Source organism: Halodesulfovibrio aestuarii DSM 17919 = ATCC 29578, from assembly GCF_000384815.1.
In the GTDB taxonomy this organism is placed as follows: Bacteria; Desulfobacterota; Desulfovibrionia; order Desulfovibrionales; family Desulfovibrionaceae; genus Halodesulfovibrio; species Halodesulfovibrio aestuarii.
Map to the genome: position 1 here is coordinate 16,652 of NZ_ARQF01000017.1, position 13,502 is coordinate 30,153.

The 13,502-nt window shown below is 45.6% G+C and carries 9 protein-coding genes and 1 tRNA gene; 3 read left to right on the top strand and 7 right to left on the bottom strand.

Annotated features, from left to right (window positions below):
* Nucleotides 1–93: 93 nt before the first annotated feature.
* The 5 genes from F461_RS0102230 to F461_RS0102250 all read right to left on the bottom strand — a co-directional run bounded on the left by F461_RS0102230 (nt 94) and on the right by F461_RS0102250 (nt 5,534).
* Nucleotides 94–1,461 carry a hypothetical protein gene (locus F461_RS0102230; RefSeq protein WP_019999525.1) on the bottom strand — a complete coding sequence of 456 codons (1,368 nt, stop codon included), beginning with the start codon at nt 1,459–1,461 and terminating at the stop codon, nt 94–96.
* Nucleotides 1,462–1,726: 265 nt separating this feature from the next.
* A complete protein-coding gene (locus F461_RS0102235) occupies nt 1,727–2,635 on the bottom strand; it encodes a DMT family transporter (RefSeq protein WP_019999526.1) in 909 nt (302 codons plus the stop codon).
* A gap of 249 nt (nt 2,636–2,884) precedes the next feature.
* Complete coding sequence (locus F461_RS0102240; protein ID WP_019999527.1) at nt 2,885–3,829, bottom strand: DMT family transporter; 945 nt, start codon at nt 3,827–3,829, stop codon at nt 2,885–2,887.
* Nucleotides 3,830–3,868: 39 nt separating this feature from the next.
* Nucleotides 3,869–4,669, bottom strand: coding sequence for an ABC transporter permease (locus tag F461_RS0102245; RefSeq protein ID WP_019999528.1), 801 nt, complete (start codon nt 4,667–4,669; stop codon nt 3,869–3,871).
* Nucleotides 4,662–5,534 (bottom strand): ABC transporter permease, encoded by an 873-nt coding sequence (locus F461_RS0102250; RefSeq protein WP_051089186.1) that lies wholly within the window; start codon nt 5,532–5,534, stop codon nt 4,662–4,664. Before F461_RS0102250 ends, F461_RS0102245 begins: the two co-directional genes overlap by 8 nt.
* A 135-nt stretch (nt 5,535–5,669) precedes the next feature.
* Here F461_RS0102250 and murJ point away from each other — a divergent pair, with 135 nt between their 5' ends.
* Nucleotides 5,670–7,214, top strand: coding sequence for a murein biosynthesis integral membrane protein MurJ (gene murJ / locus F461_RS0102255; protein ID WP_019999530.1), 1,545 nt, complete (start codon nt 5,670–5,672; stop codon nt 7,212–7,214).
* 97 nt (nt 7,215–7,311) lie between these two features.
* Nucleotides 7,312–10,086: a hybrid sensor histidine kinase/response regulator gene (locus tag F461_RS0102260; protein WP_019999531.1), complete on the top strand. Its 2,775-nt coding sequence runs from the start codon at nt 7,312–7,314 to the stop codon at nt 10,084–10,086.
* Nucleotides 10,087–10,150: 64 nt separating this feature from the next.
* Here the strand turns inward: F461_RS0102260 and F461_RS0102265 are convergent.
* Nucleotides 10,151–10,226: transfer RNA gene (locus tag F461_RS0102265), tRNA-His, on the bottom strand.
* Nucleotides 10,227–10,573: 347 nt separating this feature from the next.
* Between F461_RS0102265 and murA the strand changes: the two genes are divergently transcribed.
* Complete coding sequence (gene murA, locus F461_RS0102270; RefSeq protein WP_019999532.1) at nt 10,574–11,830, top strand: UDP-N-acetylglucosamine 1-carboxyvinyltransferase; 1,257 nt, start codon at nt 10,574–10,576, stop codon at nt 11,828–11,830.
* Nucleotides 11,831–12,213: 383 nt separating this feature from the next.
* Here the strand turns inward: murA and F461_RS0102275 are convergent, their stop codons facing one another.
* On the bottom strand, nt 12,214–13,284 hold the full coding sequence (locus F461_RS0102275) for a glycosyltransferase family 4 protein (RefSeq protein WP_019999533.1): 1,071 nt from the start codon (nt 13,282–13,284) through the stop codon (nt 12,214–12,216).
* Between the last annotated feature and the right edge of the window lie 218 nt (nt 13,285–13,502).

The following is a 13,502-nucleotide window of genomic DNA, read 5'->3' on the forward strand; positions in this document are numbered from 1 at the left end:
CGAGTTAACTGCCTGACAGTGGTATAAAAGACAGCGTAAGACTTGTTTTAATGGCCCCCTGTTGCGTAACAGTTTGCGCGAGCAGTATTGCTATTAATTTTGTTGTTGCAATGGGGCAATATTCATATCTTCAAGGTAGTTTTTTGCATCGTTAGAACTGGAGAAATGAACAAGCGGTGCGATAATTTTATTTTTATCGGGCATGCGGAACAGACCATAAATTGAGTCATTGGTAAGCATACCCATAGTGCCACCCGTATCCTCGCCTAGTTCGATAAGGTAGGATTGGAGACATGTTCCTTTAAAGTCCGGCGCCAGTGACTGGCATATCTCTGAGGGAATTTCCGCAAGCAATGTATATTCTTCACGTAGTGTGTATATGTCCTTTTCTTGTTCAAAGCGAACCGTCTTTTCTTTCGTTTTAACGTGGTTGAACGCAGGAGTAGGTGTTGCCGGATTTATAAGGGAGGGCGTGAGGTCTTCTCTGCGTGCAGAAATTTTCGCGAGGGGGAGGCTGCTAAGGTATTTCCCTGTGTTTCGCAGGAAATCTTCTTTAGGGGTAATGGAGAATTGTTTAGCGATGTACTCATAGTATTCATTAGATATGCCCGGACGGCTGAGTCTGTCTGGGGTCAGCATTTTTCCATCGATAACCCATCCTGTCGGAAGATCGGCTGCATAGAATTTTTCCGGTACATATTTCCAAACGCTTCGAATAGTAAATTCATTTGAAGACAAGGGTGTTATCCAGATTTCCCCCCTCCCCATTGCAACTCCGCGCCAGCTGTGCACGTAGCAGGTCGGGCCATATTCCAGAATGGTGTCGCGGAAATCGTCAGTAAAGACTTCAGAAAAAGTTTTTCCGTCCATGTATCGATTACGAAGCCCTCTGGACAGCTCACTTTTAATGTGTGTGCGGAAGGCTGCTAAATCCTTATTCTCAACAGCATCAACAATGCCTTGGGTAAACCGGTAGAGGGCTTCTGAGTCAACCTTCCAGAATAAACCATTCCTTAGCGCGGTATCAGAACAATTTCTGCTAATGGCTTTATGACATGCCGCAAGAATAGCCTTCATGGAGTCAAAAAGCTCTTTTGGCTCATTTTTAGGATACTGTTCGACCATGAGCTCTCCAAGTTCCAAGCACTTTTCATACTTCTCTGCATGAAAGCGTGAGAGCATCAGATGGTGCATGAACCAGTTGTGAATGTTCTGCTCTTTCTGTTGCTCGGTCGTTCTGTTCGCGCCTTTGTATTCAAAGGTTTTTGCAAGAATAGGACATTGAGCATATTTCTCTTCAAGAATCAGATTGGCAATTCCGTATTGTCCTATTTCATCTTTTTCCGAAAATTGCTTTTGAGCTTTGACAAGAGCTTCAGGGGAACATGGACCTATCTGCTGTCCTCCATATGTTGTTTGGAAAGAGAACAGGATAAGGATGAGTGGCAATAATTTTCGCATAAGAGCATCCTGAAAACGTAGAAAAATTAGCGGAATGATTTTGGTAAAGAATATAAAACATTCTTTACCTCGTCGATATGATTGTAATATTTTTTAGTCTGTCATCTGAACGGGATGCTCAGGGATAGCATCGAATGAACTGGAAGAAGAAAATACGGGCACGCGCTAGTTTTTGCGCGTGCCCGTACTGTGGATGGCGGGTTTTATACCTGTAAAAAATGCTTACTTATCGGGTTATGAATGCCGCGACGGTACTAATGTGGCTTTATGCAGTAACTTTTTTTATCTTTTTTTTAGATGGCGACGTTTGCGTAAGAATAACGCCGCCAAGCACTAAGCCGGATGCTACAAACTGCATGGGAGAGAGTCTGTCGCCAAGAAAAAGGAAACCCATGAACATGGTGAATACCGGTATAAGGTTGGTGAAGCCTGATGCTTGTCCTGCGGATAATTTACTTAATCCGTAGTTGTACATGCCATATGCACCCATGGTTATAACACTCGCGAGATACAGTACTGCGATGGTGGCGTCATACGGGAGTTCTGTCGGGAAGGCTCCGGGAGTGAGCGCAATAAGCGGCAGGAAAAAGATTGCGCCGACCCATGCCTGCAATGCTGTAATAAACAACGGAGAGTAGCGGTTAGAAAGCGTTTTTGCGGTGACCATGTACCCTGATGCGGATATCATTGCTAGTATTTCCAATGTGTTGCCAAAAAGCGGGTTCGGGGCATTGTCTGTTGTTTCTGCTCCCCATGAGAGCATTACAACCCCGAAGGCTGCAAGAAAGAATCCCGCCCATACCCTAAGCGCAAGTTTTTCTTTAAGAACAAAGAACGCTACAATGGCAACAAACACCGGCAGGGTCGCAACAATCATTCCAGCCTGTGTAGCAGAGGTATATTTGAGTGCATATGCCTCAAAAAGGAAGTAGAGGCATGGTTCGCAGAGTGCCATAAAAATAAGATGCTTCCAGTCTTCTCGCCGAACCTTAAGACCGCGAAAATTCTTCCAGAGAGCAATGAATAGTAAGGATGCGATAAGCATGCGCCCGAACACAACGGTAACAGGCGAAAAGCCTGTTACAGCAATTTTCATGGCAATAAATGAACTTGCCCACAGAACCATTGCACCGAAAAGTGACATGGTAGGAAGAAGGTAGTCTTTAGTTAACATTGTTTTGAAATCCTGAAAGTAGAATCTGAAAGGAGTGGCTGCTGAGCAAGGAGTGATAAACGTATAGTCAGTAGGTGACGAGAGTTTGGGGATGATAGAACTGTAACCCTTGTGGAATTCCGTCACAGTCCTCTGCCTGAAACAGCTTCTGAAAAGAAAAAATAGTAGCAGCTTAAAGGACTACTACAATATGAACTCCTTGTGAGTAGCCACTTTCGTCTGCGTTGTAAATCAGATAGTGACAGATTTTTATTGCTCTTTCGGCACAGGGACTAGCGGGGATTCGGCAGAGATATTTTCCGTCGTATTTGGCTTGGTTCTGCGTTGGCTCATCCATACTCCGGAAAGAACGAGAATACAGGCTGCGTACTGAAGAACGGTGAGTGACTCTGAAAGAATTACGTGGCTGAGGCCAAGGGCAATAACAGGGATAAGGTTGCCGTACGCAGAAGCCTGCGCGGCAGGAACATGGCGCAGACCATAGTTATAAAAAAGGTAGGCTCCAAAACTTACTGCGGTTCCAAGGTACAGGATTGCCATAACAGCTTCGGGCTGTACATTTACCGGAATTGTCTCACCGGAGAGCAATAGAATCGGAAAGAAAAAGATGGTTCCAATCCATGCCTGTAGAGCCGTCAACGTGAAGGCTGAATAAGATGCGCAAAGGCGTTTTGCTGTCAAAATATAGCCGGTGGCTGAAAGCATAGCCATCATTTCAAAGAAATTACCTAATAGGGGATTGGGAGCGGCATCTGTCACGATGCTCTTTATAGAGAGAAGTGTCACGCCCCCGATGGCTGTAATAAAACCTGCCCAGACTATTCTGGGCTGTTTTTCTTTGTAGAGCAGAAAGGAGCCGACAGCGACGAATATTGGTACAATAGAGCAGATCATTCCCGCCTGTGATGCGGATGTGTACTTAAGTGCATGCGCTTCAAACATAAACAAAAGACATGGCTCGCAGACCACCAGAAATGCAAATATTTTCCAGTGTTCTCGAGGGATTTTTTTAAGTTCTATCCGACGCCATTGGGTAAGCAGAACAAGTGAGGCAATAGCCATACGACAAAACACAACGAGCATTGGTGAAAATGCCACAATGGCAAATTTCATAGCGACAAAGGAACTTGCCCACAGGGTCATGGCGACACAAAGTGAGATTTGCGGAAGAATTAAAGCTTTTTTAATAATCATGATTGTATCGTATTGGAGGCTGAAGGCGGGACGTATTTTTTAATACAGTCCTGCCCGTTTATAAAAGCGGCGTACGGAAAGTTCCACAAGAACAAACAATACGATCGGAACAATAAGGAATATGAGTGTAAGCGCGCTTGCCATAGCTCTATCTGGTCCTGTGATTAATGGAAACAGATATCCGGTGAAGGATGGCACAACACCGCCTCCAATCAAAAAGACAAGATAATAATCCGAAAATGCTACAAGAAAGACTACTGAACTACCCGCAATAATACTCGGAAGCAGCAGCGGAAAGGTTACATAGCGTAGGCGCATCCACAATGACGCACCAAGGTTTTTAGCACAAAGCTCGTATTCTTCACTGTACGCCTCAAATCCTGAAATCAGGGCGCGCAGCATGTACGGGTAGCTGAAAATAGTCAAGATGAGCACCACCCCGGGAAAAGTGTCAGCTAGTGACAATCTAATAAATACGTGATGAATTCCCATGGAGAACGTCATTGCCGGAACCAGTGCAGGTGCCAGCAAAATGCTTTGGAGAATATTTTTTCCGGTAAAGTTTACCCGCGCAAAGTGATAGGCTGGCAATAAACAAAGCGCAAGAGCGCAGAGTGTTGTTGTCAGCGAGTATAGTACGGAAACTCCAAGATTCAGCATAATAGAGTTGCTATGCTGCCATACGGATTGCAATGCTTTGGTGGAATAATGGGCAGGAACAATATCCGGCCATGTCCAGCCGGGGGCGAACAGGGAGACAACAAGCACTGCGGTAGGGCCGGCAAAAAAGAGTACAAAAAATAAAAACAGCAAGGGATGGCGCAGCTTGTTGTTAGCCATGTGCTTCCTCTGGATTGGCTTTGGCCACTGATCGCAGGTAAATTGTAAGAAATACAATAGAGAACAGGAAAATACAGATCAGGATAGCCATAGCTTGAGGTCGATGGTGCAGCTCTTTTCTAAAATACATATTGTATGCTTCAATGCTGAGCATGGCAGGTTGAGATCCGCCGAGCAGGAACGGGATTTCAAATGCGCCGAATCCGAACAGGAAAAGGATGCAGAATGTTGAGTGCAGAGCGCCGCTAATATGTGGATATGTGACGGTACGAAACGTGCGAAAGCGGCCTGCTCCTAACATGTATGCTGTTTCTAGCAGGCGTATATCCAGCCGCTTGAGTGATGCGTAGACCATGAGCAGGGCAAACGGGATCTGCTTATAGGTATAGGCAATAATCATCCCCCAACCGTCTCCGCCGAACAGGATAGATGGAAAGTCCTGTGGCGTGGAGGTAAGGCCTGCATGGAACATGGCAGATGATATAAGCCCTGATTTTGCCCAGAAAAAGAAGATGATAAACCCTACTGCAATGTGTGGCAGAATGAGGGGGATTTTGTAGATAACGCCTGCCTGTTGTAACATTGGCGGCATTCTCCATAATCCCATAGCGAGAACAGCTCCTATGACTACAGAAAAGAAGGCAGCTACGGCACCTACTTTAATGGACAGAAGAAACGAACGCAGCATATACGGTGTCAGCAGTTCTTTATAGCTGTCGAGTAATCCTCCTTCATAGGGGAAAGGCAGTCCGAGTCCAAGAGATTGGAGAACAGCCAGCACTATTCCTCCGACAAAAAAGAGGAAAAAAGGAATGAGTAACGGTGATAAATAGCGTAAATGGAACAAAAGAGAATGCTTAGTCATATATTTCCGTTTCGTAGGTCATAGTAAGAATACCTCGGTACCTTGCAGTAATCTTTGTGTACCGTACAATTTGAATAGAAACTCAGCAAATACTATATTATATCAGATAGTTTTATACAAAAGATACAGGGCTATATGGATTCTCAATCAAACTCATGGATGAGTATATCTCTTTCCGCCGCAGTTGTTTCTGCGGGCAGCTTTATTTCCCGAATTGTGGGATTGTTACGTGATGTTCTGATTGCATCTCTGCTCGGTGCGGGGCCGTTGGCTGATGCGCTTATTGTGGCGTTCCGTATCCCGAATCTATTTAGAAAATTATTTGCAGAAGGTTCTCTTTCTTCTGCTGTGACAGCATCGATAACATATGTCCGTGAGACGGAAGGTGAGAATAGAGCGTTCTCGCTTATACGTACCTGTCTCTTGTGGACTGTCGGGATTTTTTCGTTATTGCTGGTTATTGCTGAATATGGAAGCGAAGTTATTACTTCGGTATTAGCGCCGGGGCTATCCATGTCTCCTGCTGTTTTTGCACATGCCAATACGTTGCTGAAGATAACCCTGCCGTATCTTGTGTGTATTGGTCTGGTTGCGTTTTTATCGGGCGTGCTGCATAGCCGCAAGCATTTCCATGCGCCTGCGCTTGCACCGCTGGTGTTGAATATTACACTGGTGCTTGGTGCCGCTATTGCGTGGGGGTGCTCCCTACCAGTTGCCGAAACGCTTTGTGTCGCGTTGGTCATTGGCGGCGTTTTGCAGGTTTTTTTACAACTCATGTTTTTTCATGGAAAAAGCCTCTGGCGGGGGGCTTGGAGGGTGCGGGATGCTCATGCCTGTACCTTGGCTAAGACATTGGTACCCACAGTATTAAGTGGTGCCGTATTTCAACTTAGCGTTGTTCTTGTAACTATCCTCGCGTCATTTCAGAAAGAAGGAACAATATCAAAACTTTATTTTGCGGACAGGCTAGTGCAGTTTCCATTGGGATTAATCGGCGTTGCCATTGGTGTTGCTGTACTGCCGGCGTTATCTTCACTTGCTGTTTCTAATGACAGACAAAAGTATGGCGAGGTTCTTTCTTCTGCTGTTCAGTTCACGCTCTTTTTGTCACTTCCTGCCGCCGCCGGACTTTATGTGTTGGCACACCCTGTTTTACAGCTTTTTTTTGAGCGCGGGGCATTTTCAGCTCTTGATGCTGCTATAGCTTCCAACATGTTACAGGCATTTACTGTGGGACTGCCTGCCTTTGCAGTCACGCGTCCTTTGTTGAGCGGGTACTACGCCAAGCAGAACAGTCGGATTCCGCTACTGGCAGGAGGATGTAATCTAGTGGTGACAGTGCTGTTGGGTGTGCTTTTTATGCAGTTTTGGGGTGGCGTAGGGCTTGCCGTTGCGGTTTCCTGTGGCGGCTGGATAAATTGTATTTTACTGTATGCCTTTTTACGAAGACAGGGGCTTTGTTTGACTCAGTTAAGCAGGTGGAATCTTGTGTATGGATTTATGAGTATTGCTGTAGGCGCAGGATGCTGGTGGGCAGCACCGTTTGGGCTTGCCAGCTTGTTGTGCATCCCCGTGTTGGCTGTGTGTTACGTGGGGTGTTTGTACCTAGGGCGTAGTCCCGATGCACAGCAGCTTGTTTCGCTGGTTAAGAAGAAAAATACAACAACCAGTGATTGTTAAATCATTTATTACTTTGAGTTTTTTGCTACGGTATGCTGAAAGAGAGTTAGGTTTTGCTTTTTTGCATGGATAGAAGCTTATCATAGGCGGTATTGCAATGCTGAAGCGGATAGTCAAACTGCAATTTTTTCCAGACAGCTATACAAAAAATTTTATTACTGTAAGTATTCTTTTAACCGCCATATTTCTTATTATTTTTAATATGCTGTATTATCTGTTTGCTATTGATCAGCGTATAGATAATTTCATTAAGATTCATGCAAAACATGTTCAGGTACTGGCGACGCATTTGGCTCCCCCTTTAGGGGAGGGACGGGTAGAGCAGGCAGCCCGGTTTATTCATGAAGAGTTGGCGTATAAAAGTACCGCAGGGCTTTTTTTGTATGACGCAAAGGGAATATTGATATGCGGTTCATACAGGGGGAGAGAGGCAAAGAAGGTTCCTTCTCCTGACTCGTCTGAATATCTTATCAAACAGCCAATCTACTATGCTGGTTCTCATGTCGGAACAGTTACCTCAATCGCAACATTTGATCCTGCTCATCATCACTTTCTCAGTCTCTTTATTCCTGCTGTTTTTGCAAACCTCATAGCAAGTTCGATGGTTGTGCTCATCGTAATCGGGCTTATCGTCAAGACACTGTTACGTCCGTTGCGTGAGCTGTCTGAAACTGCCCGCAGAGTTCGTGTGAAGCAGACCTACTCGTTACGCGCAAAGCGTGAAGGCAGAGGAGAGCTGGCAGAGCTTACAGACTCATTCAACAGCATGCTTGATCATATTGAAGCACACGATATGTTTCTGCATTCGGAAAGCCGTAATCTTGAAAGAGAGGTTCTTGAACGAACGTTGGATCTTGAGCAGGCCACAAAAGAGGCGGAAAGAGCGAACAGTGCAAAAAGCGAATTTATTGCCAGCGTGAGCCATGAATTACGTACACCTATGAATGCAATTCTTGGTATGACAACCATGCTGCAAACTACAGATATGACGCGCAGACAGCGGGAATATGCAGAGATTATTGCTGCATCATCACAAAGTTTGCTGCATCTGATTAACGGTGTACTAGATCTTTCTAAGCTTGAAGCGAAAAAGTTGGAAATAGAAGAAACAAATTTCATCTTGCGCGATGTGTTGGATGAACTTGCCATTATATTCACTGAAAAAGTTGCTGTAAAAGAAATGGATTTGGTAGTTATTGTGGATGAAGGAGTGCCGCCTGTTCTGCGTGGTGATTCGTTCCGGTTAAAGCAGATCCTTTTAAATCTTGTAGGTAACGCGTTTAAGTTTACGGACCGTGGCGTTGTGGAGCTGCGTGTGGCTCTGAAAGGTTCTGTTACGAAGCCTATCCAGATTCCACATGTCCGTGAGAACGATGAGGTTGTGCAGCTGGCTTTTTCTGTAAAGGATACAGGCATCGGCATTGCTAAAGAGGCACAGGCTAAACTGTTTGAAACTTTTGTGCAGGCAGATGGATCAACTTCCCGTCAATATGGCGGAACCGGTCTGGGACTTTCTATTGTGGCAGAACTGGTTTCTCTTATGAAGGGTTCTATTTCAGTAGATAGTGTTGTCGGTAAAGGCAGCACGTTTACCGCTGCGTTGCCGTTTGCTGTTGCAGAGAATGAGCGGGAGATTATTCTTCCGGTTTTTTCCGGGTGGCGAGTGCTTGTTTTTGAGCCTTCTATTGCTGCGCGTGCCATGTGGCGTAGTCTGTTTGCTGAGCTTGGTATGCTTGTTGTTGTGCTTGGCTCAGAACGGCAGGTGTTATTGCAGCTGGAACATCAAGCTCCGGGAGCAGAGTATGATCTTGTTGTGCTCGGAAGCAAAGAATTGCTTGATATGACAGGCTCTGTTGTAAACTATTTGTGTCAACATCCTGAGCTAAAGGTTCTGGTTGCTGCAAGGCTTGGAGATGAAGCTCTACCGGATCGTGAATGTTCATTTTCTATGACAGATTTTTTGCGGCGTCCTGTGACATTTGCACAGCTTAAGATCAACATTTTACGGGCACTTGATTTTGACCAGCGGGTACGTTCTGAATTGGCTGCTGAAACTGAAAGTCTGGAAGGGATGACAGTCCTTGTTGTGGAGGATAATCCTATAAATCAGCAAGTGATGCGGGAGATTCTGGAATATCTAGGCGTGAAGGTTACCATCGCAAAGGATGGTAATAGTGCGATAGAATTGCTTTCTATTTGTACATATGACTTGGTGTTGATGGACATTCAGTTGCCGGGAATGGACGGTTTTACCACAACGATCCGGTTGCGTGAAGAACTGGAGCTAGCTGAATTACCGGTGATAGCCATGACAGCGCATACGTTGCAGGAAGACAGGGACAGGGCAACACGGGCAGGGATGGACGGATATTTGACAAAGCCTGTCGAATTAGATGCTTTGGTAGAATTGTTAAAAAAATATGTTTCAAGAAAGAGAAGTCCTTCAGCGTATGCCAATGGTGCAGAGGAATGTGTTCCTTCTGAAAAAGCCATAGGTCGAATGCAGCAATTTGATGTAGTGGAAAATCCAGATTTTCCGGCAAGCCTGCCGGGCCTGTCCGTTGCGGAAGGCGTTGAAAGAGTAGGCGGTAAAAGTCGTATTTACCTGTCAGTGGCGAAAACTTTTGTTGAAACCTACATGGATGCAGCTACGGATGTACGTGTGTTATTTGACGCAGAGGATTGGGATGGGTTGGCAAGCAAGGCACACACTCTTGCAGGGGCCAGTGGTAATATTTCTGCAAACGATGTTTTTGCATGTTCGGCGATGATCGAGCGCGAGGCGCGAACAGGAAGTGTTAACGTTGCAGCAATTGATGCACTTGAGAAAGCATTGCAGACAGCTTGCAACTCAATAAAAAGTCTTCAGTAGGCTGAACTTGGATAAAAAATCATAAAAAAAGCCCCGTACAAAGTACGGGGCGTTCTTACTTGGATGGGGCGAATGAAGAGGATTGAACTCTCGACAACACGGGCCACAACCGTGTGCTCTACCAACTGAGCTACATCCGCCACAAGCAGGAATGTGTACTATAGCCTTAGTCCTTTCCGGTCAAGTAGAAAGTTCATTTTTTTTAAATTTATTGCTTCCTAGGGTAAGTCGGCTTATACGACTTTACATGAGAGGGACTGATATTCGCTGTATAATCTAGAATGTTGTTTTTAATTTTAATCCCGAGCTTGCATCTGGTCAACCCGGTACATTGCATTGTCAGCAATAATAATAAGTTTGATGCAGCAAGACTGCAATGCTTCTCATATATTGCTTTTGTTTTGTATCGTACAATGATCGGGAAAATTTTTGGGGTTTACGTTAGCAACACATTCTTCGATATTCGATACCCATTCAAGGGAGACATATGGAAAAATTAGTTATTCAAGGTGGAGTTCCATTAAATGGAACAATTCGTGTCAGCGGCGCAAAAAATGCTGCGTTACCGATTCTGATGGGCTCAATTCTTCTTGCAGAGCCTGCACGTTTTACCAACGTGCCTAATTTGCGTGATATTCGCACTACCATCAGTCTGTTGGAGATTCTCGGATGTCCGGGGCGGTTTGCTGACGGAGTTGTTGAAACAGAAGGTTGCAACCCGAAACCGGAAGCGCCGTATGATCTTGTAAAAACCATGCGTGCCTCTGTGTTATGTCTGGGACCTCTGCTTGCTCGCCTTGGTGAAGCTAAAGTTGCATATCCGGGTGGGTGCGCCATTGGTGCGCGACCTGTTGATTTGCACCTCTCTGCACTTGAAAAAATGGGCGCAGTCTTTGAAGTGGATTCCGGTTACATTATGGGGAAATGTGACGGACGGCTGAAGGGCGCGCATATTGTTTTTGAAAAAGTAACCGTAGGCGGAACGGAAAATCTGCTTATGGCTGCCAGTCTTGCAGAAGGCGAAACTATTTTAGAAAATGCTGCTCGCGAGCCGGAAATTATAGATCTTGCAAATTTCCTTATCGCTTGTGGTGCCAAGATCGAAGGTCACGGTTCAAGTGTTATCCGCATTCAGGGTGTTGAACGCCTGAAAGGAAGCGATTACGCTATTATGCCGGACCGTATTGAAGCAGGTACTTTTATGATTGCAGCTGCAATTACAAAAGGGGATCTGTTACTTGAAAACTGCCCGAATGATTCTCTTGATGCTGTTATCAGCAAACTTAAAGAAATGGGCGTGCGCGTGACAAAAGAAGAGAAAGGAACCCGCGTTACTTACATTGGCGAACTCTCTCCTGTTGAAATTACCACTCAGCCGTATCCCGGTTTCCCTACTGATATGCAGGCGCAGTTTATGGCGTTGATGTGCTACGTGGATGGCACCTCAATGGTGGAAGAAACTATTTTTGAAAACCGCTTCATGCATGCACCGGAACTCGCCCGCATGGGTGCGGATATCCGCCCTGTGGGGAGAACCGCCCGTATTAAAGGCGGTTCTGTATTACGTGGTGCACCTGTTATGGCGTCCGATCTTCGTGCAAGTGCATCGCTTGTTCTAGCGGGGCTTGCAGCAGAAGGTGAAACTCATGTGCAGCGTATCTATCATCTTGATCGTGGCTATGAGCATATTGAAGAAAAACTTATTCCTGTAGGCGCACGGATTCAACGTGTAAACGAAGAGTAAGCATAAAAAAGCCTGCAGTTAGTTATGACTGCAGGCTATATTTTTCCGGAACATTAAGGGCATAAACCATATCTCTTAGTGTTCTTGTTCTCCTTGTGCAGCGTTGCAACGGGGAACAGAATGGAAAAGGGGGAACCTGGCCGGCTCCCCCTTTTTTTTGAATAAAGCAAATTCATGCAGCATGATGTAATGTACGATTTGCATTATTTTGAGTGTCACCTTCCCGATATCGGGACAAGGCGCGGTATATTTCTTTACAGAAATTAGCAGTGTTTTTTTCTACGCCTTACTTCTGTCTTTAAGGCCTTTTTGGGTAGTTCGCAGTCTACATGCATCCTTTTCCCGTGTCAGAGGCGGCACAGAGTAGAGGCGTGTCTTCAGTGTTACCAACTTCGTTTGTACAGCTCCATGTATGATGCTGCCATCCTCATGTCAGTAAAGTCCTGAACGCGTTTGTTTCCGCCTTCTACAAGGCTTGCACGCAGTTTTTCATCCAGCATGAGGTCGTGAAGAAGCTGTGCAAGCTTTTCGTGATCATGGTTCGGAAATGTTAGTCCGCTTTTCTGATCTTCAACCAGTTCTAAGTTGGACGGGAGATCGGAAGCCACAACTGGAAGTTGTCCAACCCAGCCCTCTTTGATGACGCCGGAAGAACCTTCACCATTTACAGAAGGTACGGCAAGGATATCAAAATATGGCAGTTGCTCGCGGGCATCCTGACGTCCAAGCAGGGCGAGATGGCTGCTGATTTCAAGCTCTTCAGCTAATTCTTTTATTTCACCGAATAATGGGCCGTCACCCACAACGCGCGCTTCCCAGACAGGGATATCCTTGCATTTTGCAAGCTCACCAAGAGCCTTAACAAGGACAACGTGTCCTTTCTGCTCAGTTAGCGCGCCAATCATGCCGATGATCATTCGGCTGTCTTTACGGTCTTTTTTAGCCTGATAGCGGGAGGCATCAATTCCTGAATGAATTGTAGAAACTTTGCTGCGGTCAAGTAGCGGAGCAGACTCCATCATCGTATCAGAGATTTCCTGACTGACTCCGACAACAGCATCCGCGAGTAAATATTTTTTGCTACTCCATCCATTTTTAAGAGGATAGGACACTCGGCGGGTGTGTATAAGCCGGAAGGCATCGCCACACATTTTTTTTATAATTCCGCCAAGAGATGCGCTTTTTGCGCAGTTTGTGTGGATTACCTGAGCACCATGTTTTGTTACAGCGCGGCGGAGTTTATATATGTTAAGAGGGTTCCAGTCTCCGGAACCGAAAAGAGGGAGAAGGGTAACACCTTCTACTTCTGCTGCATGTGTGAGTAAAGGAGCCTTGGCAGGAGCTGCTATGGTCACTGTAAATTCTTGAGAACGGGCTAATGCTCGCGCAAGGTAGAAGACTTGCCATTGTCCACCGCGCATTTCTTTTCCGAGATCAAGCAACAAAATGTGCATACATATTTTCCTGAATATTCAGTGCGAACCCCGTTCCCCAATGAGTACGTACTGCGAAGTTGTGATGTCTTGTGAGGTAAGTGTGTCGTAGGTGTAAAAAGCCGGTGCCGTAAATTAACGGCACCGGATTTTTAGTATTTTATACGTAAGCAGAGCCAGAGCCGATAGTCATTATGCGCCGCAAGACGGACTATCGGCTGGTAGTCAGAGAAAGCTGA